This window comes from Tsuneonella dongtanensis (assembly GCF_001698205.1).
Classification (GTDB): Bacteria; Pseudomonadota; Alphaproteobacteria; order Sphingomonadales; family Sphingomonadaceae; genus Tsuneonella; species Tsuneonella dongtanensis.
This window is the reverse complement of sequence record NZ_CP016591.1, coordinates 1,758,673-1,779,243: the sequence shown is the minus strand read 5'-3', so window position 1 is coordinate 1,779,243 and position 20,571 is coordinate 1,758,673. Positions and strand designations below refer to the sequence as shown.

24 protein-coding genes and 1 other RNA gene are annotated in these 20,571 nt (G+C 65.9%); 12 read left to right on the top strand and 13 right to left on the bottom strand.

Translation table 11 applies throughout. The features are described 5' to 3' along the window. Positions 1–49 precede the first annotated feature (49 nt). The 4 genes from A6F68_RS08680 (at position 50) to A6F68_RS08665 (ending at position 3,907) form a co-directional block, all read left to right on the top strand. Positions 50–1,252: a hydrolase gene (locus tag A6F68_RS08680; RefSeq protein ID WP_067678676.1), complete on the top strand. Its 1,203-nt coding sequence runs from the start codon at positions 50–52 to the stop codon at positions 1,250–1,252. Then, a complete protein-coding gene (locus tag A6F68_RS08675) occupies positions 1,249–2,262 on the top strand; it encodes an arginine N-succinyltransferase (RefSeq protein WP_067678673.1) in 1,014 nt (337 codons plus the stop codon). The genes A6F68_RS08680 and A6F68_RS08675 overlap by 4 nt, the downstream gene beginning before the upstream one ends. Further along, positions 2,259–3,521, top strand: coding sequence for an N-succinylarginine dihydrolase (locus A6F68_RS08670; RefSeq protein WP_067682355.1), 1,263 nt, complete (start codon positions 2,259–2,261; stop codon positions 3,519–3,521). Before A6F68_RS08675 ends, A6F68_RS08670 begins: the two co-directional genes overlap by 4 nt. A gap of 134 nt (positions 3,522–3,655) precedes the next feature. Continuing rightward, the gene (locus tag A6F68_RS08665; RefSeq protein WP_067678670.1) at positions 3,656–3,907 is read left to right on the top strand and encodes a hypothetical protein; all 252 of its coding nucleotides are present in this window, start codon (positions 3,656–3,658) and stop codon (positions 3,905–3,907) included. Positions 3,908–3,961: 54 nt separating this feature from the next. Here the strand turns inward: A6F68_RS08665 and ssrA are convergent. Further along, positions 3,962–4,310, bottom strand: a transfer-messenger RNA (tmRNA) gene (ssrA, locus tag A6F68_RS08660). Positions 4,311–4,317: 7 nt separating this feature from the next. After that, positions 4,318–4,743, bottom strand: coding sequence for a large conductance mechanosensitive channel protein MscL (gene mscL / locus A6F68_RS08655; RefSeq protein ID WP_067678667.1), 426 nt, complete (start codon positions 4,741–4,743; stop codon positions 4,318–4,320). 151 nt (positions 4,744–4,894) lie between these two features. On the opposite strand from mscL, the gene A6F68_RS08650 reads away from it, so the two are divergent. The 5 genes from A6F68_RS08650 to A6F68_RS08630 all read left to right on the top strand — a co-directional run bounded on the left by A6F68_RS08650 (position 4,895) and on the right by A6F68_RS08630 (position 8,516). Continuing rightward, positions 4,895–5,518 (top strand): LemA family protein, encoded by a 624-nt coding sequence (locus tag A6F68_RS08650; protein WP_067678664.1) that lies wholly within the window; start codon positions 4,895–4,897, stop codon positions 5,516–5,518. 10 nt (positions 5,519–5,528) lie between these two features. Then, positions 5,529–6,329: a TPM domain-containing protein gene (locus tag A6F68_RS08645; protein WP_067678661.1), complete on the top strand. Its 801-nt coding sequence runs from the start codon at positions 5,529–5,531 to the stop codon at positions 6,327–6,329. Between the two features lie 13 nt (positions 6,330–6,342). After that, positions 6,343–7,017 (top strand): TPM domain-containing protein, encoded by a 675-nt coding sequence (locus A6F68_RS08640; protein WP_067682353.1) that lies wholly within the window; start codon positions 6,343–6,345, stop codon positions 7,015–7,017. A 189-nt stretch (positions 7,018–7,206) separates the two neighbouring features. After that, on the top strand, positions 7,207–7,749 hold the full coding sequence (locus tag A6F68_RS08635) for an NUDIX hydrolase (protein WP_067682350.1): 543 nt from the start codon (positions 7,207–7,209) through the stop codon (positions 7,747–7,749). Then, positions 7,731–8,516 carry an SDR family oxidoreductase gene (locus A6F68_RS08630; protein WP_067678658.1) on the top strand — a complete coding sequence of 262 codons (786 nt, stop codon included), beginning with the start codon at positions 7,731–7,733 and terminating at the stop codon, positions 8,514–8,516. The genes A6F68_RS08635 and A6F68_RS08630 overlap by 19 nt, the downstream gene beginning before the upstream one ends. Positions 8,517–8,547: 31 nt before the next feature. Here A6F68_RS08630 and A6F68_RS08625 read toward each other — a convergent pair whose 3' ends face one another. Continuing rightward, positions 8,548–8,766, bottom strand: coding sequence for a PspC domain-containing protein (locus tag A6F68_RS08625; protein WP_084001770.1), 219 nt, complete (start codon positions 8,764–8,766; stop codon positions 8,548–8,550). After that, positions 8,763–8,888 carry a hypothetical protein gene (locus A6F68_RS15380; RefSeq protein WP_257784441.1) on the bottom strand — a complete coding sequence of 42 codons (126 nt, stop codon included), beginning with the start codon at positions 8,886–8,888 and terminating at the stop codon, positions 8,763–8,765. Before A6F68_RS15380 ends, A6F68_RS08625 begins: the two co-directional genes overlap by 4 nt. Before the next feature lie 228 nt (positions 8,889–9,116). Between A6F68_RS15380 and recF the strand changes: the two genes are divergently transcribed. Continuing rightward, positions 9,117–10,187, top strand: coding sequence for a DNA replication/repair protein RecF (gene recF / locus A6F68_RS08620; RefSeq protein WP_067678655.1), 1,071 nt, complete (start codon positions 9,117–9,119; stop codon positions 10,185–10,187). Here the strand turns inward: recF and A6F68_RS08615 are convergent. The 4 genes from A6F68_RS08615 to A6F68_RS08600 form a co-directional block, all read right to left on the bottom strand. Further along, positions 10,184–10,480, bottom strand: a complete 297-nt coding sequence (locus A6F68_RS08615) for a hypothetical protein (RefSeq protein WP_067678652.1) — start codon at positions 10,478–10,480, stop codon at positions 10,184–10,186. The genes recF and A6F68_RS08615 overlap by 4 nt on opposite strands. Before the next feature lie 63 nt (positions 10,481–10,543). Next, on the bottom strand, positions 10,544–10,798 hold the full coding sequence (locus A6F68_RS08610; protein WP_067678649.1) for an accessory factor UbiK family protein: 255 nt from the start codon (positions 10,796–10,798) through the stop codon (positions 10,544–10,546). Positions 10,799–10,835: 37 nt separating this feature from the next. Next, a complete protein-coding gene (locus A6F68_RS08605) occupies positions 10,836–11,393 on the bottom strand; it encodes a TspO/MBR family protein (RefSeq protein WP_067678646.1) in 558 nt (185 codons plus the stop codon). Further along, positions 11,390–12,190, bottom strand: a complete 801-nt coding sequence (locus A6F68_RS08600; RefSeq protein ID WP_084001769.1) for a TlyA family RNA methyltransferase — start codon at positions 12,188–12,190, stop codon at positions 11,390–11,392. Before A6F68_RS08600 ends, A6F68_RS08605 begins: the two co-directional genes overlap by 4 nt. A gap of 53 nt (positions 12,191–12,243) precedes the next feature. Between A6F68_RS08600 and A6F68_RS08595 the strand changes: the two genes are divergently transcribed. Together A6F68_RS08595 and A6F68_RS08590 are read left to right on the top strand one after the other, a co-directional pair. Next, on the top strand, positions 12,244–12,780 hold the full coding sequence (locus A6F68_RS08595) for a hypothetical protein (RefSeq protein WP_067678643.1): 537 nt from the start codon (positions 12,244–12,246) through the stop codon (positions 12,778–12,780). A 505-nt stretch (positions 12,781–13,285) separates the two neighbouring features. Continuing rightward, the gene (locus A6F68_RS08590) at positions 13,286–14,362 is read left to right on the top strand and encodes a branched-chain amino acid aminotransferase (protein ID WP_067678640.1); all 1,077 of its coding nucleotides are present in this window, start codon (positions 13,286–13,288) and stop codon (positions 14,360–14,362) included. Here the strand turns inward: A6F68_RS08590 and A6F68_RS08585 are convergent. The 5 genes from A6F68_RS08585 to A6F68_RS08565 all read right to left on the bottom strand — a co-directional run bounded on the left by A6F68_RS08585 (position 14,359) and on the right by A6F68_RS08565 (position 20,570). Further along, positions 14,359–15,411 (bottom strand): geranylgeranyl reductase family protein, encoded by a 1,053-nt coding sequence (locus A6F68_RS08585; protein ID WP_257784464.1) that lies wholly within the window; start codon positions 15,409–15,411, stop codon positions 14,359–14,361. The genes A6F68_RS08590 and A6F68_RS08585 overlap by 4 nt on opposite strands. Before the next feature lie 11 nt (positions 15,412–15,422). Next, positions 15,423–16,112 carry a methyltransferase domain-containing protein gene (locus tag A6F68_RS08580; RefSeq protein ID WP_067678634.1) on the bottom strand — a complete coding sequence of 230 codons (690 nt, stop codon included), beginning with the start codon at positions 16,110–16,112 and terminating at the stop codon, positions 15,423–15,425. After that, complete coding sequence (locus A6F68_RS08575; RefSeq protein WP_067678631.1) at positions 16,105–17,151, bottom strand: type III polyketide synthase; 1,047 nt, start codon at positions 17,149–17,151, stop codon at positions 16,105–16,107. Before A6F68_RS08575 ends, A6F68_RS08580 begins: the two co-directional genes overlap by 8 nt. A 65-nt stretch (positions 17,152–17,216) precedes the next feature. Then, the gene (locus A6F68_RS08570; RefSeq protein WP_067682344.1) at positions 17,217–19,277 is read right to left on the bottom strand and encodes an NAD(+) synthase; all 2,061 of its coding nucleotides are present in this window, start codon (positions 19,275–19,277) and stop codon (positions 17,217–17,219) included. A 279-nt stretch (positions 19,278–19,556) separates the two neighbouring features. Beyond that, positions 19,557–20,570, bottom strand: a complete 1,014-nt coding sequence (locus tag A6F68_RS08565; RefSeq protein ID WP_067682339.1) for a DNA topoisomerase IB — start codon at positions 20,568–20,570, stop codon at positions 19,557–19,559. Position 20,571 lies beyond the last annotated feature (1 nt).

Genomic DNA, 20,571 nt, shown 5'->3' with positions numbered 1-20,571 from the left:
GTTGCGCGGGGTTGGACTGTGTCGCGCGGCCCGCTAGGAGCGGTTACCGATGAAACTTGCCGCTGACCAGTTCACCGCCGCGATCGACGGCCATGCGATGCTGGAGCACGTGCTCGCGTGGAGCGCGATCAACACCGGCACCGCCAATCTGGAAGGTCTCGCCAGGCAGGCGGCTCTCCTCGCCGACGCTTTTTCCGCCCTTCCCGGTTCGATCGAGCTGGCCGAGCCCACCCCGGTCACCGTCGTGTCCCCCGACGGGAGCGAGGTCGAGAAAGCGCATGGCAAGCACCTCGTGCTGCGGGTGCGGCCAGATGCGCAGCGGCGCGTGCTCCTCACCGGCCACATGGATACGGTGTTTCCTGTCGACCACCCGTTCCAGGACCTGCGCTGGATCGACGACGAGACGCTGAACGGGCCTGGTACCGCCGACATGAAGGGCGGCATCGCGGTGATCCTCCATGCGCTGCTGTCGCTGGAAGGCACGCGCGCAGGGCAGGCGCTTGGCTATGACGTGATGATCAATTCCGATGAGGAAACCGGATCGCTCTCTTCCGCCGGCCTCATCGCGGAACTGGCGCGGGGCAAGTTTGCGGCGCTGACCTATGAACCCAGCGCGCTGCCCGACGGCACCCTGGCACATGCGCGGGGGGGATCGGGCAACTACTCGATCGTGGTGACCGGCCGCTCGGCCCATGCCGGGCGCAACCCGCACGAAGGACGCAATGCCATCGTCGCCGCCGCCGACCTTGCTGTCAGGCTCAAGGCGATGGGCCACTCCGATCTCTCGATCAATCCGGCGAAGATCGACGGCGGTTCGGCAAACAACGTCGTGCCCGACCACGCCGTGCTCCGGTTCAACATCCGGCCGAAATCAACCGAGGCGGCCGATGAATTCACGTCCAATCTCAAAACCTTGTTGATGGAAATCGAGAAGGCACATGAAGTGTCGCTGCGGCTCCACGGGGGCATTACCCGCCCGCCGAAGCCGGTTGACGCCCGCGCGCAGCGACTGTTCGATCTCGTACGCGAGTGCGGTGCCGAACTCGGCCAGTCGATCGCGTGGCAACCGTCCGGAGGCGTTTGCGACGGGAACAACATCGCAGCCTGCGGCGTGCCTGTCGTCGACACGATGGGAGTGCGCGGCGGCGCGATCCATTCGCCCGACGAGTTCATGATCGTGCCCAGTCTTGCGGAGCGAGCGGCGCTTTCCGCGCTCGTCCTCGCCCGCATCGCCTCCGGAGAACACATTTGAGCTTCCGCCTGCGCGCCGCACACCCGAGGGATCTCGAACCGCTCTACGAGATGGCCAAGCTCACCGGCGGCGGATTCACCAACCTGCCCGCCGACCGCGCCTCGCTCGCGGCCAAGCTGGAGCGGGCGGAAAGCGCCTTCGCGCGCACCGAAGATACGCTGGCCGACGAACAATTCGTGCTGGTGCTCGAAAATGCCGAAACGGGAGAAGTGCGCGGCACCTGCCAGTTGATGACGCAGGTCGGACAGCGCTGGCCGTTTTATTCCTATCGCAAGAATACGCTGACCCAGCATTCGCAGGAACTTGAGCGCACGGTGCGCGCCGACCTGCTCAGCCTCGTCACCGATCTCGAAGGGTCGAGCGAGGTCGGCGGCCTTTTCCTGCACCCGAACGAGCGCGCGGGCGGGCTCGGCCTGCTGCTCGCGCGCAGCCGCTACCTGTTCATCGCGATGCACCGGGCCCGCTTCGCAGACCGGATCCTCGCAGAACTTCGCGGAATCATCGACGAGCGCGGCGGCTCGCCCTTCTGGGACGGGGTCGCGGGCCGTTTCTTCGGGATGAGCTTCCAGGATGCGGACTATTTCAACGCGATCAACGGCAACCAGTTCATCGCCGATCTCATGCCGAAGCATCCGGTCTACATCGCCATGCTCGACGACGACGCGCGCGACGTGATCGGGATGCCCCACCCCACGGGGCGCGCGGCCATGCGCATGCTCGAGCACGAAGGGTTCCGCCACGACGGCTATGTCGACATCTTCGACGGCGGCCCGACGATGACCGCTCGTACCGATGACGTGAAGTCCATCCGCGAGGCGCACGCCGGGAAAATAGCCCGCGCGGACCTCGACGGCGGTGAGCGCGCGATCCTCGCCTGCGGCCGTCTCGGCGACTTTCGCGCCTGCTATGGCATGCGCGCGATCGATGACGGCTCGGTGGCAATCGATGCCAAGAGTGCTGGCCTTCTCGGCTTGGGCGAAGGCGACACCGTGTGGAGCGTGCCGCGATGAGGCCTGCGCGGGACCTCGTCGAGATCAATTTCGACGGGATCGTCGGCCCGAGCCACAACTATGCAGGGCTCAGCCTCGGCAACCTCGCCGCGACCGCCCATGCCGGTGACGTCAGCTACCCGCGCGCTGCTGCGCTGCAGGGCCTCGCAAAGATGCGGCACAACATGGCCCTGGGCCTCGCGCAGGGGTTTTTCGTGCCCCTGCCCCGCCCCAATCCCGACTACCTGCACCGGCTGGGCGCCGACGAAAAAACCGATCCCGCGCTGACGGGTGCTGCCTGGTCTGCTTCGTCGATGTGGACCGCAAATGCCGCGACCGTGAGCCCCTCGCCCGACACGGCGGATGGCCTCTGTCACCTCACCCCCGCGAACCTCGTGACGATGCCGCATCGCGCACAGGAGTGGCCCGACACCGCGCGCCAGCTCGCCGTCGCATTCGCCGACGAGGCGCATTTCAAGCTGCACCAGCCGGTTCCTCCGAGCTTCGGCGACGAGGGCGCGGCCAACCACATGCGCTTCTGCGAAAGCCATGGTGCTGCCGGGGTGGAGGTGTTCGTGTATGGCCGGACGGGCGGCGCATTCCCGGCTCGCCAGCACGAACAGGCCAGCCGCGCGGTCGCGCGCTTGCACGGTCTCGATCCCTCACGCGTACTGTTCGTCGAGCAGAACCCAGCGGCGATCGCTGCCGGGGCGTTTCACAACGATGTCGTCGCGGTAGCGAACGGCCGGATACTGTTCACGCACGCCGAGGCTTTCGCCGACCAGTCGGCGACATTCGACGCCATTCGCCGCGCGTTTCCAGCCCTCAAGGTCGTCGAAGTGCCCTCGTCCGCGGTTACCCTCGACGATGCGATCCGCAGCTACCTGTTCAACGCCCAGCTGGTCACGTTGCCCGACGGCGAGACCGCGCTCATCGTGCCCACCGAGTGCCGCGAAGTCGCTGCGGTCGCGGCCTTTCTCGACACGCTTGTCTCAGGCAACGGTCCCATCCGACGCGTCCTCCCCGTGGACGTCCGGCAATCGATGGCCAACGGAGGCGGGCCCGCCTGCCTTCGGCTGCGCGTGGTGGCCGATCCCGCGACCGTCGATCCACGGTTTCTGCTCGACGAAGCCAAGTCCGATTCGATCGAACGGGTCATCGCGGCCCACTGGCCCGAACAGATCGACCCCGCCGACCTGGGTCGTTCGGCGCTGGTGGCCGACGTCGTCTCGGCGCGCGCAAAGCTGCTGGAAGCGCTGGACCTGGAAATTCTCGGTTAACGCGCTGGACCCTTCGTCGGGCTCGTTTACACTTCGCTTCCTGTTAACCATCGAATGGGACAGCCTGCCCTCGGTTTGGCACGCTCGTTGCTCAGCTGCGTTAACGATTGAAACTGGGTTGCGAGAGCTGTTTTATGCTGAAGAAGATCGGTCGCCTCTTCGTCATCAAGACCCGGTTCGAGGCGGGACTGATCATCTACGCGCTGGCGCTCGGCGCTTGCGACCGCGGGCTGCACTACATGGAGCAATTCCCCGGCTGGGGCGGCAAGGCGCTTTTCGTCGCCGCAACCGGTTCGGTGTTCCTCGCAGGCGCCAAGATCTTCGATTGCCTGCGCTTTGAGCGCGAGCGGAGCGAGGCCGAAGCGGCGTCGGCCGGCACGCCCTGATCTGACCTGAAACGAAAGGTGGGGGTTTCTGTTGCTACGTACCCCCGGACGCCCGGTTTCCGATTCTGTTACCCGGTTCGGTCCGAACCGTGCTCAAGTCTTTGTAACTTCAGGCCGTTAGGCCCTAGAATTACGCAGCGAGAGCAAGTGCTTCGTTGTCGTTGGCACTTGTGTGTTGTGAGCCTATTTGCGGGTTACTCAGCCCGGGCGAAAACAGCGCTTTTCAGCACACGTCGATCCTGGTTCGGCCCCGTCATTTCCTCCGCAACGACCGGAAGAGGTGGTGGAGCCGCCGGGTACTGCCCCCGGGTCCGCTGCGCCTATTGCACGCCGCAGTTTATCGCCATAGCCGGTCGAAACCGGCACCGCCCGATATAGGCGATGCCGGCTTAATGGGAAGTGTCCGAATTCTAGGGCCGGCGCTTCAGTTCGTCCCTGATCTCGGTGAGCAGATCGACTTCGCTCGGTCCGGCGGGTGCATCGTCCTTGTGGTGAACCGCCTTGTTGGCCGCTTTCACGATCAGGAAGATGACCCACGCGATGATCAGGAAGTTGACCAGTTGCGTGATCAGGTCGCCGTAGCCGATCATCGGCACGCCGGCCTCCTTGAGCGCGGCGTAGTTGGTCAGCGAACCGGAATAACCTTCCGGAACCGGCCCAAGCTGGATGAAGTAATTCGAGAAGTCGACGTTGCCGAAAAGCCAGCCGATGACCGGCATGATCACACTGTCGGTCAATGACGTCACGATCTTGCCGAAGGCCGCGCCGATGATCACGGCGACCGCCAGGTCGAGAACGTTGCCGCGGTTGATGAAAGCCTTGAATTCCGAAAGCATGCGAGTCCCTCCACTCTGCGCCCCGGACATGTTTCGCGCGCGAAAATCGGTGCGTCAACGTCCGGTATTTCTTGAAAGGGGTCAGCGGTGTGCTAGATTCGCAATACAGGCGGGAGCTTTCCTGCCGATTGGTAACAAGGGGTTTGCCTTGATGAACTTCACCGCCGTCCGCCGCGCCGCGATCGTCGCGTTCGCAGCCCTGGGACTCGCATCGTGCGGGATCAACTCGATCCCGACAAAGGAAGAAACCGCGAAGGCCCGCTGGGCCGATGTCGAGGCCGCGTTCCAGGAGCGCGCCAACCTCATCCCGAACCTTGCCGAAGTCGCTCGTGGCGCTGCCGAGCAGGAGCGTGGCATCCTGACCGACGTGATCGAGGCGCGCGCCAAGGCGACCAGCGTCAACATCACCGCAGACGACCTGACCGACGAGACGAAGATGGCCGAATATCAGGCGGCGCAGAACCAGCTGTCGTCGGGGCTCGGGCGCCTGCTCGCCAACTTCGAGGCGTATCCCGACCTCAAGTCGATCACCAATTACCAGATGCTGCAGGGGCAACTCGAGGGCAGCGAGAACAAGGTCCGCATCGCCATCCGCGACTACAACGAGGCCGTGCGTGACTACAACACCGAGATCCGCACCTTCCCGAGCGCGATCGGTGCCAACGTGATCTACGGGTCGGAACCGATGGTGCCGTACAAGGCTGTCACCGCAGGTGCGGAAGTGGCGCCGACGCTCGACATGACGCCGTCGGGCTCGGCCACCAAGTCGAACTGATATAGTTCGGATGCGCGCATTCGCGCTTTTTTTCGCCGCGCTGGCGACGCTGCTCGCGTCGCCAGCGTTGGCGCAGGCATTTCCCGAACTCACCGGGCGGGTCACCGATGCTGCAAACGTGATCCCCGCGGATGTCGAGGCGCAGCTCGACGCCAAGCTTACGGAGTTCGAAGCGCGCACCCAGCGGCAGTTCGTCGTGGCGACCATCCCCAGCCTGGAAGGCTACGACATCGCCGATTACGGCTACCGGCTCGGCCGAGCATGGGGGATCGGCGACAAGGAGCGCAATGACGGGGTGATGCTGCTGGTCGCACCCAACGATCGCAAGGTACGGATCGAAGTGGGCTATGGCCTCGAACCTTACCTGACCGATGGCTATTCGACCCTGATCGTCCAGAACACGATCCTTCCTGCATTCAAGGCCGGAGACATGCCCGGCGGAATCGTGGCTGGCGCTGACGCGATCATCAAGCAGCTCGAATTGCCTGCCGAAGAGGCGGCGCGCGTTGCTCAGGAGGCCGAGATGGCACCGGAAGGCGATGGCGAGTTTCCGATTGGCTTCTTCATCTGGCTCGCCTTCATTTTCTTCTTCTTCATTCTGCCCCTGATGCGCAGGCGCAAGCGCGGTGGACGCCATAATGGGACGCTGACCGGTAGCAGCGTCGGCGACATCATCCTGTGGGAGGTCGGCAGGTCGGTTCTCAGCGGCGGCTCGCGCGGGGGTGGCGGAGGCTGGAGCGGAGGCGGCGGAGGCGGCTTTTCCGGTGGCGGCGGCAGCTTCGGGGGCGGCGGCGCCTCCGGTGGCTGGTAAGGCGAGGACAGGCATGCGCTATCTCGACCACGACGAACATGCGAAGGTCTCCGCAGCAGTGGCGGCCGCCGAAGCGCACACTGCCGGCGAGATCGTCACCGTGCTGGCCGATCGGTCCGACGGATACAGCGACATCCAGCTCGGCTGGGCGGTGCTCGCATCGACGGCTGCGCTGACGTTCCTCGCCCTGTTTCCCGATTTCTACCTTCCGCTTGTCGATCGGGTCCTCGGCGGATGGAATCACGATTGGCACCCGCAGGCGGTCCTCTCGCTCGCGGTGGCAGTGGTCGTGCTGAAATTCGTGGGGGTCTGGGCGATCCAGTTCTGGCAGCCGCTCAGGTATTTCCTGATACCGCCGCCCATCAAGAAGGCCCGCGTTCGCGAGGCGGCGATCAGGCACTTCAAGGTCGGCGCCGAGCGCCGCACGCACGGCCGGACCGGCGTCCTCATCTACCTGTCGATGTCCGAACATCGGGCCGAGATCGTCGCCGACGCATCAATCGCCGAAAAGGTGACTGCCGAGGTCTGGGGCGGAGCGATGGCCGACATGCTCGTCCACATCCGCGAGGGGCGTGTGGCCGACGGGCTCGTCGCCGGGATCACCGACGTCGGCGCGGTGCTGGCCGAGCACTTCCCTCGCCACGAGAACGACGTGAACGAGCTGCCCGACCGCCTTATCGAAGTCTGATCGGCGCGCGCCGCTTTGTCGCCGCGACAACGCTTTCCTACACACCAGAACCTGTGCCAAGCTCCCCTCCCCGGGCGTTGAAGTGACTGTGCCGGCAAAGCACTGACGATTAATCCCGGGCTTGGAAGGCGGCGGCGGGTGATCCAGGTGTCGCTTTCGTGTCGCCTTTCGCTGTTTCAGGAGGACCGATTGAGCACTGCGGACGAGCCCGAAGAGACCGTCTGGCAAGGCAAGTACATCGCCGCAAAGAAGCGCGGACGGTGGGAATATGTCTCTCGGGTGCGCGGTATCCGCGCCGCGGTGATCCTGGCGGTCGAGGATGGCCATATCCTGCTTGTCGAACAGTACCGCGTTCCGCTCGGCATGCCGTGTCTGGAGCTGCCCGCCGGCCTGGTCGGCGACCAGGATGACCCCGACGAGGAGGTCCTCGATGCTGCGGGGCGCGAGCTTGAGGAGGAAACCGGGTGGCGCGCAGATCGGCTTGAAATCGCGGGCGAATTTTTCAGTTCGCCGGGCATGGTCAGCGAGCACTTCACGCTCGTGCGCGCGTCTGGACTGACTCGCACCGGTCCTGGCGGCGGTACCGATGGCGAGGACATCACCGTCTACCGCGTGCCCCTTGCCGAACTTTCCGGTTTCGTCGAAAAGCGCCGGAGCGCGGGCGTCGGGATCGACGTTCGAATAATGGGTCTGCTGCTAGCGGGAGAATTCGGATGCGTGGTGGACGGGTAGCGGGCAAGCTGGCGCTGGTGACCGGCGGAGCGCAGGGACTGGGTGCGGCGCATTGCGAAGCGCTCGCCCGCGAGGGTGCGCGGGTGCTGTGTACCGACATAAACGGCGACGGAGCGATGGAAACCGTCGCCCGAATCAACGATGAATTCGGCGCCGACACCGCGTTTTCGATGGTCCATGACGTGACCAACCCCGACCACTGGGACGAAGCGATCGAAATGGCGCGCGAGAAGCTCGGCGGGCTGTCGGTCCTCGTCAACAACGCCGGTGTCGGAGTGCGCGGCAATATCGAGACATGCACGCTGGAGGAATGGCGCAAGGGCTTCGCGATCAACGTGGATTCGGTGTTCCTCGGCTGCCAGAAGGCCCTGCCGCTGATGAAGGACAACCAGCCCGGCTCGATCATTAACATCAGCTCGATCGCCGGCCTGATCGCGAGCGACACGATGCCCGGCTACAATGCCAGCAAGGCCGCGGTGTGGATGCTGTCGAAAAGCGTCGCGCTCTACTGCGGCAAGATGGGATGGAACATCCGCTGCAACTCGGTCCATCCGACTTTTGTCGATACGCCGATCCTCGACGGGATGGTGCGATCGACCGGACGCGAGAAGAGCGTGATCATGGACAAGCTGGCGCGCCAGATACCGTTGAAGCGGGTCGGCGAGCCGCGCGAGATCGCCGATGGCGTGCTGTTCCTCGCCAGTGACGAGAGCAGCTTCATGACCGGGGCCGAGCTCAAGCTCGACGGCGGCATCAGCGCGATGTGAGGGAAAGGAGGGAGCCCCCGAGAGGGCTCCCTCAGTCGGCGATCAGCGCGATCGCCAGGTAGACCAGCAGCAGCGAGCCGAAGCCGAGGATCGTGCCGGCGGCAAAGGCCACGCGGACGATCATGGGGTCGATGTCGAAGTGACGGGCAATGCCCGAACAGACACCGAAGACCTTGGCGTTGCTGCGGTCGAGGTGGAACCCGCTCTTGACCGGGGTCACTGCGGGCCGGGGGTTGTCGAGGCCGTTCACGCCAGCATACCACCCGGCAGGAGCGCGCCGCCATTGGCGGGAGCGATCGCCGTCGCGAACATCACGAGGCTGAAGGCAAGCGAGAAAACCGCGGCGGCAGCCTTGTTGTTGAGAATTTGCATTGTCGTATCCCTTTTTCGAAACTCCGGCGGATCATTCCGCCTGATGCCGGATACTTCGCAAGGGCCGTGCCAATTGCAGAAAACGGCGGAAATCCGCCATTTTCCGTTTCGAGTTGATAAACCTCACATGAATGCTTTGCTCAACATTGGGAAATTTTACCACGAGTTGGGATTTGCACTTTCCCTGCTGGCAGCGTCCCTGCCACACGGCTATCGCTCTCCTATCGAATGTCGATAGATCGCATCTCCCTGAACGGCTTTCGCAACCACGCCGCGACCTCGCTGGAGGGCGCGGCCCAGTTCAACCTGCTGATCGGAGAGAACGGGGCCGGCAAGACCAACATTCTCGAGGCTCTTTCGCTCCTCGCCCCCGGGAGGGGCCTGCGCCGTGCCGCGATCGCCGAGATGGCGTCGGCCGACGGACCCGGCGGCTTCGCGGTGGGCGCATCGCTCGCCAACGACGGGGAACCGGTGCGCCTCGGCACATCCACCGATCCCGCCCGGCCGACCCGGCGCGCGGTTCGCATCAACGGCGCCGAAGCGTCTGCCCTTGCCCTCGGCGAATGGCTGGCGCTTGCCTGGCTCACCCCGGCGATGGACGGGCTGTTCATGGACAGCGCCGGCGCGCGGCGGCGCTGGCTTGACCGTATGGCGGTCGCCCTCGATGCCACCCATGCCCGGGCTGCCGCGCGGTACGAAGCGGCCCTGCGCGAGCGCAACCGCCTCCTTGCGGGAGAGGCCGCGCCCGATCCCGTCTGGCTCGACGGCATCGAAGCGCAGATGGCCGAGGCCGGAGCCGCACTGTCCGCCGGACGGTCGCGTCTGGTCGCTGCATTGGGCGAGGAACTGGCCGCCCTGCCCGACGAGCCCTTCGCCCGCCCGGAACTCGCGCTCGTTTCGGGCGGCGACGGCACGCCCGAGGCATTACGGGCTAGCCGCGCGCTCGACCGAAGCGCCGGTCGCACCCTTGCAGGGCCGCACCGCGACGATCTTACCGTCACGATGGCAGGCAAGGGCCACGCAGCCGCCCAGTGCTCCACCGGCGAGCAGAAGGCGATGTTGATCGCCATCACCCTTGCCCACGCAGCGCTTGCTGCGCGAGGCCGGGCGAGCGTGCTGCTGCTCGACGAGGTTGCCGCGCACCTCGATCCCCGGCGCCGGGAAGCGCTCTACGAACGGCTCGCCGCGGGGAAGACGCAGGTGTGGTTCACCGGAACCGAACTGGCGCCGTTTGCCGCGATCGGGGGAGAAGCGACGGTCTGGCGGGTGTCCGGCGGTACGGTGGCGCGCGAAGGCTAGACGCGCTCGGCCAGCGCATCCGCGCAGTCGGCGCAGACTTCGCCCAACCCCGCGTTCTTGGCTGCCATGCGCTCGCGCGACGCCGAAACGGCCGCGCTCTTGCCGCGGCCCATGCTCCAGTTGGCCTGCATGCGCACCTGCGGATTGGGCGCGCACCAGATTTCCCCGGTAGCGTCGATGGCCGTGATCCACAGCAGGTTATGTTCGGGACCGTAGTCGATCATTCCGATCGCGAGCCCGTCCCCCTTGTCGAGTACGTGCAGCGGGATCGGCGGGTTGAGCTGGGTAAACATGAAAAGGTCCCTTTCGCCCACTCAAACCGAGCGCGCGTGGGAGCGTTCCAATCTTGCGTAATGTCAGGCTCTGTCGGCGAGCTTCGCTTCGAGCGCCGCGACACGGGCGGCCAGCGCCTCGCTGTCCTCGCGCGCCCTGGCAGCCATCGCCTTGACCGCGTCGAATTCCTCGCGGCTTACGAAATCCATGCCGCCCATCGCCTCGCGAAGACGCTCGCGTGCGCCGTCCCGGGCTTCGCGCGTCATACCCGCAAAGGTGCCTGCCGCGGCATTGGCCAGCTTGACGAGATCGGCGACGAGGGGGTTTTCGCTTTGCATGGCGCGTTATGTGGCGGCGCACCGCGCCGCCCGCAAGTCACAATTCGAAGCGTTCGACCGCACCGTTCGCCGGGCCTTCGATCCCGCCGCCGGGATTGAGTTCGAGGAACTGCCAGTTGAGTACGGTCGCGAACACGATCCACGCCAGGTAGGGCAGCAACAGGACCGCGGCGAGCTTTCGCACGCGCCAGAAGAGCACGATGGTGATCAGCACCAGCACATCGAGAACGCCGATCACGATCAATGCTGCACGCATATCGTGCATCGCGAAGAAGACCGGCGACCAGGCGAGGTTGACCACGAACTGCAACGCGAAGAACGCGATCGCCAGCCCGCGTCCGCGGGCGCCCCACGCGGCGCAGACCAGCGCCAGGGCCAGGCCCATGAGGACGTACAGGATCGTCCAGACGATCCCGAACCACATCGGGGGGGGAAAGATCGCCGGCTTTTCGAGCGACTGGAACCAGAAGCTTCCTGCCCCGCTGCCCGACAGCTGTCCCGAGAGGAAACCCAGCAGAACGACGAGCGGTACGGTGAACAGGGCCCAGCGAATGAAGCTGGCGCGCAACTGTCCGCGCGAGGCGAGAGCGGTCATGGATTCTCCGTCGAAACCGAATCGTCGATGGTTGTGTGGCCGACCACCGATGCGGGCGCAACGGTGCCACGTCGCGCGGCGATGAGGAACTCCACATTGCCCTCGGGTCCCGTGATGGGACTGGGGACGATTCCGTCGACGGCCCAGCCGCCCGATTCGAGCCATTCGCGCACCTCGTCGCAGACGCGCGCGTGAAGCTGCGGATCGCGGACCACCCCGCCCTTGCCCACCTCGTCGCGGCCAACCTCGAACTGGGGCTTGATCAAGGCGACCAGACGGCAATCGGACGCGGCAAGCTCGAGCGGTCGCTGAAGGACCTTCGACAATCCGATGAAGGAGGCATCGCAGACGACCCAGTCGCACGGCGCGTCGATCATCGCCGGCGTCAGCACCCGCGCGCTCGTCTGTTCGAGCACCGTGACCCGCGGATCCTGCCGGAGCTTCCATGCGAGCTGGTTCGTGCCCGAATCGACCGCGAAAACGCGGCGCGCCCCGCCTTGCAGAAGAACGTCGGTGAACCCGCCGGTCGAACTGCCGATGTCCATCGCAGTCGCGCCTGCGGGATCGAGTCCGAAGGCTTCGATAGCGTGCGCCAGCTTGATGCCCCCGCGCGAAACCCACGGATGGTCGCGCCCGCGCACGTCGATCTCGGCATCTTCGGCAAGCTGGTGGCCCGGCTTGTCGAGCTTGCGCCCAGCCGAGAAGACCAGACCCGCCATGACCAGCGCCTGCGCACGGCTGCGACTTTCGGCGAGCCCGCGATCGACGATCAATTGGTCGAGGCGCTTCTTTCCCATGGACCCTTCATCGCCTAGCGTGCGTTGAACGGCTGTCAAACCCGGGAGAATTCATGCGCTTTCGTGCATCCATTGCCGCCATTGCCTGCCTCGCCACCGCCTGCTGCTCGGCGCCGGCTCCCGAACCCACGCCCGCACCGCCGATCGCGCGGCCGACGCCCGCCCCGACGCCGACGCCGACTCCGACCACTGCATACGCCAACTGGATGGATGCGCCGCAGACCGCCGGGGACTGGTTCTATCGCAAGGGCGGCACGACCACCGCGGCACTGTTCGGCGAATCGGGCACCGACGCGCGCTTTGCGATCACTTGCGTCCTCGGCCAGCGGCGCGTCACCCTTGCGCGCGCAGGGGCTGCAGCCGAGCCCATGCCCATGCGAATCCGCACCGAGACCACCGACCGGGCGATTACGGCCACGCCGGCCACCGGCGAGCTGCCGTCCCTTATCGCCACGCTCGGCTCGAGCGATCCGCTGCTCGACGCCATCGCCTTTTCGAAGGGCAGGTTCGCGGTCGAAGTACCGGGGCAGGCGGCGCTTTATCTCCCGAGCTGGCCGGAAATCACGCGCGTGATCGAGGACTGCCGCTGACATGAAAAAGGGCCCGCAGATCGTGCGGGCCCGAAGTGTCGATACTGACAGTGAAAAACTAAAATTCAAGGCTTGTCTTGCGGCGCTGAAAGACTCACATTCCCTGACGAGGCCAGCGACCCACGCGGCTCTCGGCCCCCGGTGAAACGAGGGGTCTGGCTCTAGAAGCGCGAAAGGAGGTGATCCGATGTCTCATGGTTCAGCAGGGAGGTCGGTGACGACCCTCGCGAGGCATTATCGGTAATCTCTGACGCCGATAGAGGCTTCGTGGGCGGCCGAACCGGCCGCTGACCATGCGAAGGGCGGTATCTCGGATGAGATGCCGCCCTTCTCATTTCGGCAAACGATTGGGGGCGGTATCTCGGATGCGATGCCGCCCTTCTCATTTCGGCAAACGATTGGGGCCGGTATCTCCGATGAGATGCCGCCCTTCTCATTTGCCGGCTTGGGACGCGGCAAGCTCGGCTTACTTGCGCGAGGGCGCGACGCACCTTAACCGCGCCTCATGGAATTCGCGCAGATCACCCATCCCGCACCCGTGCCCGGCGAAACCCGCGCACAGGCCATCGCCGACCCCGGCTTCGGCAACGTGTTCACCGATCACATGGTGACTATCGACTATCATGCCGACCGCGGGTGGCACGATGCGCGCATCGGCCCGCGCGAGCCGCTGGTGCTCGACCCGGCCTGCGCGGTCCTGCACTATGCGCAGGAGATCTTCGAAGGCCTCAAGGCCTATCGCCATCCCGACGGCAGTTTCGCCCTCTTCCGCCCGCACGTGAACGCGGCGCGGATGAATGCGAGCGCCGACCGGCTTGCGATGCCCCACATTCCCGAAGACCTGTTCGTCGAGGCCTGCCGCCAGATCGTCCTCAAGGACCGCGACTGGTTTCCGACGGTCGACGGCGGATCGTTGTACCTGCGGCCTTTCATGTTCGCTTCGGAGGCGTTCCTCGGCGTACGACCGGCGCGGGAATACAAGTTCCTCGTGATCGCCTCGCCTGTCGGCAACTACTTCAAGTCGGGCGTCCCGGCGGTGAGCATCTGGGTGAGCCGCGATTTCGTGCGCGCGGCCCCCGGCGGCACCGGCGCGGCGAAGACCGGCGGCAACTATGCGGCGAGCCTGGTCCCCCAGGCCGAAGCCATCGCCAAGGGGCACGACCAGGTGGTGTTCCTCGACGCGGTCGAGCGCAAATGGATCGAGGAACTGGGCGGCATGAACCTGTTCTTCGCCTTCGCCGACGGCACGGTGGTCACCCCGCCGCTGACCGGCACGATCCTGCCCGGCGTGACGCGCAACAGCCTGATCCAGCTCCTGCGCGACGAAGGCCTGACGATCCGCGAGGAACGGTATTCGATCGACCAGTGGCGCCGCGACGCGGAAAGCGGGCACCTGCTCGAAACGATGGCCTGCGGAACCGCCGCGGTCGTCACCCCGGTCGGCAAGGTCGAGGGGCCCGAAGGGTCCTTCACCATCGGTTCGGGCGGGCCGGGCCAGCTCACCGGGAAGCTGCGCGAAAGGCTCGTCGCGATCCAGCGCGGGCAGGCGCCCGACCCGCATGGCTGGGTGATGAAGCTCTAGATCCGGGTCAGCGCCATCGCCGCCCGGGCGAGCGAGGGCATTGCACCGCTGACACCGGCGAGCAATCGCGCCCCGGGCTCGATCTCGGCGATATGCCAGATCAGTCTCGCAACGCGGATCGGACGCGCGGCGCGCAATGCGAACTCGCGCTGGAAGCGCGCGGCATCATGCCCGGCAAGCCACGCCTGGGCGGCGGCCGCGCCGCTCTCCATCGCGATCGCCATGCCTTCGCCCGCGAGCGACGGAATCACCGCCGCCTGATCGCCGAGACGCCAGATGCCCGGTTCGGTGGTCTGCGCGACGAAGCCATAGGGCACGGCACCGATACTATCGACAGGCAGGTCGGCAGGCGCGAAGGCCATGCGATCGGCAAAGCGCGGATGCCGCGATGCCAGCCGGTCGAGCAGTGCGCGCGGGTTGCCGCCAGCCTCGGCCAGCAGCGACTTGCGCAAGGCAAGGCAAACGTTGGCGCTGCCGTCTTCCTGCAACACGATGCCAGCGTAACCCCCGCGGAACAGGTGCAGTTCAATCCGGCCCTTCAGACGTGTCCGAAGGCCTTCGGCAGCGGGCAGACGTATGCGAATGCCCAGCGCGGGGTCCTTGTCCTGCCGGGGGCGCACTGCGCCGCGCACGTCGTGCTTGCCGCTGGCGAGAAAGATCGCCTCGGACCGATGCTCCGCCTCTTCGCCTTCGATCACGCCCGGTGCGACCGAGCGGGCCTTGTCGATCACCAACCGCGCACCCTCGCCCACCGCCCTTCGCCTGAGCGCGGTGTCGAGCGCGTGGCGCGACAGGCCGAAACCGGGCGAAGGCAGCGACGCAATCGCCTCAGACTTGCCCGCGATCAGCGCCAGCGTTTCCACGGGATGCGCCCCGAGTTGCATCGGGCCGATCCCCACCGCGCGCAGCCGCTCGGCAGTGCGCCACGACAGGAAGCCGCCGCACAGGGCATCGCCAACGGTTTCGTCGCGATCGAGCAGCACCGGCCGTACTTCGCCACGACAGAGGTGGATCGCCGCCATGCAGCCCGCCGGCCCCGCGCCAAGGATGAGTGGGGCGTTCAGCGGATCTTCTCGACGCAGAGCCGGAAGGGGAACTGGCGGAACACGCGGGCTCCGTCGATCCCGGCGTCGGCCAGCAATGGCGGCCATTCACCCGGCCGATACGACCGCGCGATGGACAGGTGCCCGTCATGCCGCACGATCGGGTGCCAGCGCATCAGTCCCGCCAGAAGCGGCCACCCGGCATAGGCGAAGCCGTGGCGATGCAGGTCGTTGACCAGCCAGCCTGCTCTCGCCTCGCGGTCCATGAAGCGCAGGAACGTCAGGAGCTGCTCGCGGGTCATGTGATGCGCCACGAGGCTGGAAATGACGCAGTCCCAGCCTTCGCCCGCACAATCGGCATAATCCCCCGTTCGGTATTCGATAGGGATACGCGATGATGTCGAAGTGTCCTTCGCTGCCACTGCGCTGCGCGGGTTCAGGTCGATTCCGACCAGTCGCGCTTCGATTCCATGGCGCTCGGCCCAGCGGGCTATGGCGCGCAACATATCGCCATCACCGAACCCGACATCGAGCAGGTTGAACCTTTTGTGCGTGCCGATCGCCCGCTCGAGAAACGCCAGCGTCGGCCGCCGGGCCAGCGTCAGTGTGTTCACTCGCGCAAGGTCGTGGAGGACCGCGGTGTATGTCCCCGCGTCGAGCGCAGGGTCGTCCATCAATTCTTCGGCAATGGCGCGCTGTTCAAGCATCCGCCCAGCCGAACCGGAAGCCCTCCATCGCAAGGCCCGGCCCGAACGCCAGCGCCACCCCGCTTTCGGGACGGACGCGCATGATTCGCTTGAGCGCGAACATCAGCGTCGAGGAGCTCATGTTGCCGCACATCCGCAGGACTTCGCGAGACTCGTCGAGCGCGGTGGGCGCGAGGTGCAAACCTTTTTCCACCGCATCGAGAATCGAGCGACCCCCAGCATGCACGGCCCACGCGGCGATCTCCTGCGGCGTCCTGCCGCCGGTTATGCGCGTCTGGATCGCCGGGTCCGCGAGAGCGCTGGCGATGCGACCGGGCACTTCCCCGGACAGGCGCATGTGGAAACCCGTGTCGCCGATCCGCCAGGTGATCAGGTCCTCGCTGTCTTCGAGAGCAGCGGAGATACCCTCGCCGAGTTCGAGACCGGCTTCGCCGCCGGTAACGATGGCGGCCGCAGCGCCGTCGCCGAACTGCGCGCCCATCAGCAGCGGCTCGAGGTCCATCTCCTCCTGGTGATGCAGGCTCGACAGCTCGACCGTCACCACCAAGACACGCGCCGCAGGCTCGGATCGCACGATGTGCCGCGCGGTCCGCAACGCCGTCACCGCCGCATAACAGCCCATGAAGCCGACGAGCACGCGCTCGACGTCGTTACCGAGGCCGAGACGGCGGGCGATGATCTGATCGATGCCCGGCGCAATGAAGCCGGTGCAGCTGGCGACGACGATATGGGTGATGGCGCCCAGTTCGGGCAGCCCGCCGATCGCCTTCAATGCCAGTTCCGGCGCCTCTTTCGCATAGATCGCCATGCGCGCCGCGGTGCTCGGCGATTCGCCGCCGTAGAAGCCGACGCCTTCGTCCAGCCGCGCGTCCTCCTCTTCGAGGACCGACCAGCGGTGTTCGATGCCCGAACGGTTGGCCATCCGTTCGAAGAGCTTCGCCTCGCGGGTTTCGCCCAGCCGCGAAAGCGCCCAGCGCCGGTAGTCGGGCTCGAAATCGAGGTCCGGGACCGCGGTGGCGATCGCAGCGATGCGGGGCATAGGGGGCGGCGTCCGATTATGGTTGTTCGATGAAACGTACAATGTGGGGAAGGCTCGCGCGATTCCTAGCTTTCCGGCACCTTGGCGCGCAACTCGTCGAGCCAAACGTCGGCTACCGCGTCCGACGGCGCGCGCCAGTCGCCGCGAGGGCTCAGCGCACCCCCGGCCGACACCTTGGGACCATTCGGCAACGCGCTGCGCTTGAACTGGCTGAAGCCAAAGAAGCGGCGGAGGAAGTTCTCCAGCCAATGCCTGATCGTCGCAAGGTCGTATGCGTGCTTGGCGTCCTCCGGAAAGGCCAGCGGCCACTTGCCCCGCGCCGTATCGCGCCATGCGTGATAGGCCAGGAAGGCGACTTTCGACGGTTTCTGGCCCCAGCGGATGGTGTGGTGCAGGAAGAAATCGTTCAGCTCATACGGCCCGATGATGCTCTCGGTGCTCTGGATCGCTCCGTCGGCGCCCGGGGGTACGAGCTCGGGGCTGATCTCGGTCCCCACGATATCCTCCAGGACGGCGTCGGTCTCGCGGTCGAATTGGTCTGTCCGCGTGGTCCAGCGAATGAGATACTGGATCAGCGTCTTGGGGACGCCCGCGTTCACGCCATAGTGGCTCATCTGGTCGCCGACGCCGTATGTGCACCACCCGAGCGCGAGTTCCGACAGGTCTCCGGTGCCGATCACGAAGCCGCCGTGCTGGCCCGCGAGGCGGAAGAGGTAGTCCGTGCGCAGGCCTGCCTGCACGTTCTCGAACACCGTATCGTGGACCGGCTCGCCATCGGCGAAGGCATGGCCGATGTCCTCGAGCATGCGCATGGCCGCGGGCTTGATGTCGATTTCCTCGGCTGTGATGCCGAGCGCCTTCATCAGCCGCCATGCGTTGGACTTCGTACCTTCCGAGGTGGCGAAGCCGGGCATCGTGTAGCCGCGGATCGTCGTGCGCGGCAGCGTCAGCCGGTCGCAGGCCTTGGCCGCGACGATCAGCGCATGGGTGCTGTCGAGCCCGCCCGAAACGCCGATGACCAGCGATCGCGCCTTTGTGGACTCGATCCGGCGCATCAGTCCGTCGACCTGGATGTTGAACGCCTCGTAACAATCCTCGTCGAGCTTGTCGGGGCGGTTGGGGACAAACGGGAAGCGCCGGACCGGCCTTGCCAGGCCGACGTCGGCGAAGCTCGGGCGATGGTCGAACGAGACGACGCGGAAGTGATCCTCGGGCCGACCGGCCTCCTCCGCGGCATCGTTGAAGGTCTGCATCCGCATCCGCTCCGACAGAATGCGGTCGCAATCGACGTCGGCGAGGCACAGTTCGGGGTGAAGGGCGAAGCGCTCGCTCTCGCACAGGAGGTCGCCCAACTCGTAAATCATCCCCTGCCCGTCCCACGCCATGTCGGTCGTGCTCTCGCCGTGCCCTGACGCGGAATAGACGTAGGCGGCGACCGCGCGGCTCGACTGCGCACGGCTGAGCAGGTGACGCTCGTCCGACTTGCCGATGGTGATGTTGCTCGCCGAAAGGTTCGCCAGGATCGTCGCACCAGCAAGCGCGGCGTAGGTCGAGGGCGGGATCGGCGACCAGTAATCCTCGCAGATTTCGATTGCCACACGGAAGCCGGGCAGGTCGCTGGCGGCGAAGATGAGGTCGGTACCGAACGGCACCGTCTCGTCGCCCACGGCGATCTCCAAACCCTGGATCTGCCGCCCGTTGGCGAACCAGCGCTTCTCGTAGAATTCGCGGTAGTTCGGCAGATAGCTTTTCGGGACCGCGCCCAGCAGTCGGCCACGGTGGATGGCAAGCGCGCAGTTGTAGATGCGGCCGTTGTGCCGCAGCGGCGCCCCGATCAGCAGCAGCGGACCGAGGTCGCAGCTGGCGGCGACGACGTCCGCAACCGCAGCTTCGACCGCGTCCTGCATCGCCAGTTGCAGGTGCAGATCGTCGATCGCGTAGGACGACAGGCACAGCTCGGGATAGACGAGCAGGTCGACGTGCGCATCGTGGGCGCGGCGCGCTTCGGCGATGATCGCGTCCCGGTTGAAGATGACATCGGCGGTCCGCACTTGCGGCGTGCTCGCCGCGACGCGGACCAGCCCGTGAGCGTGGATCGAATAGAAGGGGTGCGTAGCGGCGCTCATAAGCGGCCCGTCCTTGGTGTTGGAGGAGTTGGTTGCCGGGATCAGCCAGTCTTCCGGGGTGCAGATCCCGAGGTCGGCAAGCCGCCGTTGCACGGGCGGCCGCGGGATCTTGCCCTTTGCTTCCCAGCCGTAGATCGTTCGGCTCGGCCAGGGCTGCGGGACGCCGTAAGTTTCCCCGAAGACGACCGCGGAAAGGCCCCGCCGCTCACGCCATTCGCGTAATTTGAGGCCGGCGAGGTGCATGGGTGGCGAGTATCCCAAAAGGATACCACGTGCAAGTCATGCCGCGGCGAGCAGTTTCGCGGCCCTGGGGGCGCCTTCGAGAAGGTCGATGAGCGTGCGCTCCTCGCGGCTCAGCCAGCGCGTGGAGCGCGGCATCTTCAAACTCCCGCGCCATTTTTGCTGGCGATCGACGAGTGCGATGATCGCCGGGTGGACATAGCTGCGGCGCGTCACCGCCGGGGTGTTGCCGAGATGGTCCGCCACCTCCTGCAACAGCGCCTTGAGCGTCAGCTGACCGTCCGCGGATGCGAGGACCCTCAAGGCCAGCACGCTCGCATGCCAGGTGCGAAAGCTCTTGGCGGTGAAGCGTTCGCCCATCGTTTCGCACAGGTATTCGTTGACGTCGCCCGAGCCTACCGAGCGTTGTTCGCCGTCTTCGTCGATGTACTGGAACAGGCGCTGCCCCGGCAGGTCCTGCATCGCGCGCACGACCCGGCTGAGGCTGCGATCGCTCAGCACCACTTCGCGCTCGATGCCGTGCTTGCCCTTGAAGCGAAGGCGCAGCGTCTGGCCGTTCACCTGCGCGTGCTTCTGCCGGAGCGTCGTGGCCCCGAAGCTCTTGTTCTGTTTCGCGTAGACGTCGTTACCCACCCTAATCGCGCCGAGATCGAGCAGGCGCACCACGCTCGCGATCGCGCGCTCGCGGGTCAGCTTGTTCGCTTTCAGGTCTTCCTCGACGCGCTTGCGGACGAGCGGCAGCAACCGGCCGAAAGCAGGGCATCCATCAAACTTCTCGCTTTCGCGCGCGGTGCGGAAATCGGGATGATAGCGATATTGCTTGCGGCCTTTCGCATCGATGCCGGTGGCGAGGATGTGGCCGTTGGGGGCCGGGCAGAACCACGCGTCGGTATACGCCGGCGGCAGGGCCACGCGATTCAGCCGGTCCCGCTCGTCCGGGTCTGTAACCCGATCGCCCTTCGCATCGTAATAAGCCCATCCCTTGCCGCTGCGCTTGCGCGTGATGCCGGGCATGTCGTCGTCGACATAGATGAGCTGTGAGGGAGCGACCATG

Coding starts and splice junctions, on each gene's coding strand:
- recF (WP_067678655.1), top strand. CDS start 9,117: ATGTCGATAGATCGCATCTCCCTGAACGGCTTTCGCAACCACGCCGCG.
- A6F68_RS08630 (WP_067678658.1), top strand. CDS start 7,731: ATGCGTGGTGGACGGGTAGCGGGCAAGCTGGCGCTGGTGACCGGCGGA.
- A6F68_RS08565 (WP_067682339.1), bottom strand. CDS start 20,570: ATGGTCGCTCCCTCACAGCTCATCTATGTCGACGACGACATGCCCGGC.
- A6F68_RS08650 (WP_067678664.1), top strand. CDS start 4,895: ATGAACTTCACCGCCGTCCGCCGCGCCGCGATCGTCGCGTTCGCAGCC.
- A6F68_RS08670 (WP_067682355.1), top strand. CDS start 2,259: ATGAGGCCTGCGCGGGACCTCGTCGAGATCAATTTCGACGGGATCGTC.
- A6F68_RS08605 (WP_067678646.1), bottom strand. CDS start 11,393: ATGACCGCTCTCGCCTCGCGCGGACAGTTGCGCGCCAGCTTCATTCGC.
- A6F68_RS08590 (WP_067678640.1), top strand. CDS start 13,286: ATGGAATTCGCGCAGATCACCCATCCCGCACCCGTGCCCGGCGAAACC.
- A6F68_RS08615 (WP_067678652.1), bottom strand. CDS start 10,480: ATGTTTACCCAGCTCAACCCGCCGATCCCGCTGCACGTACTCGACAAG.
- A6F68_RS08640 (WP_067682353.1), top strand. CDS start 6,343: ATGCGCTATCTCGACCACGACGAACATGCGAAGGTCTCCGCAGCAGTG.
- A6F68_RS08665 (WP_067678670.1), top strand. CDS start 3,656: ATGCTGAAGAAGATCGGTCGCCTCTTCGTCATCAAGACCCGGTTCGAG.
- A6F68_RS15380 (WP_257784441.1), bottom strand. CDS start 8,888: ATGCAAATTCTCAACAACAAGGCTGCCGCCGCGGTTTTCTCGCTTGCC.
- A6F68_RS08680 (WP_067678676.1), top strand. CDS start 50: ATGAAACTTGCCGCTGACCAGTTCACCGCCGCGATCGACGGCCATGCG.
- A6F68_RS08595 (WP_067678643.1), top strand. CDS start 12,244: ATGCGCTTTCGTGCATCCATTGCCGCCATTGCCTGCCTCGCCACCGCC.
- A6F68_RS08580 (WP_067678634.1), bottom strand. CDS start 16,112: ATGCTTGAACAGCGCGCCATTGCCGAAGAATTGATGGACGACCCTGCG.
- A6F68_RS08600 (WP_084001769.1), bottom strand. CDS start 12,190: ATGGGAAAGAAGCGCCTCGACCAATTGATCGTCGATCGCGGGCTCGCC.
- A6F68_RS08575 (WP_067678631.1), bottom strand. CDS start 17,151: ATGCCCCGCATCGCTGCGATCGCCACCGCGGTCCCGGACCTCGATTTC.
- A6F68_RS08645 (WP_067678661.1), top strand. CDS start 5,529: ATGCGCGCATTCGCGCTTTTTTTCGCCGCGCTGGCGACGCTGCTCGCG.
- mscL (WP_067678667.1), bottom strand. CDS start 4,743: ATGCTTTCGGAATTCAAGGCTTTCATCAACCGCGGCAACGTTCTCGAC.
- A6F68_RS08610 (WP_067678649.1), bottom strand. CDS start 10,798: ATGCAAAGCGAAAACCCCCTCGTCGCCGATCTCGTCAAGCTGGCCAAT.
- A6F68_RS08570 (WP_067682344.1), bottom strand. CDS start 19,277: ATGAGCGCCGCTACGCACCCCTTCTATTCGATCCACGCTCACGGGCTG.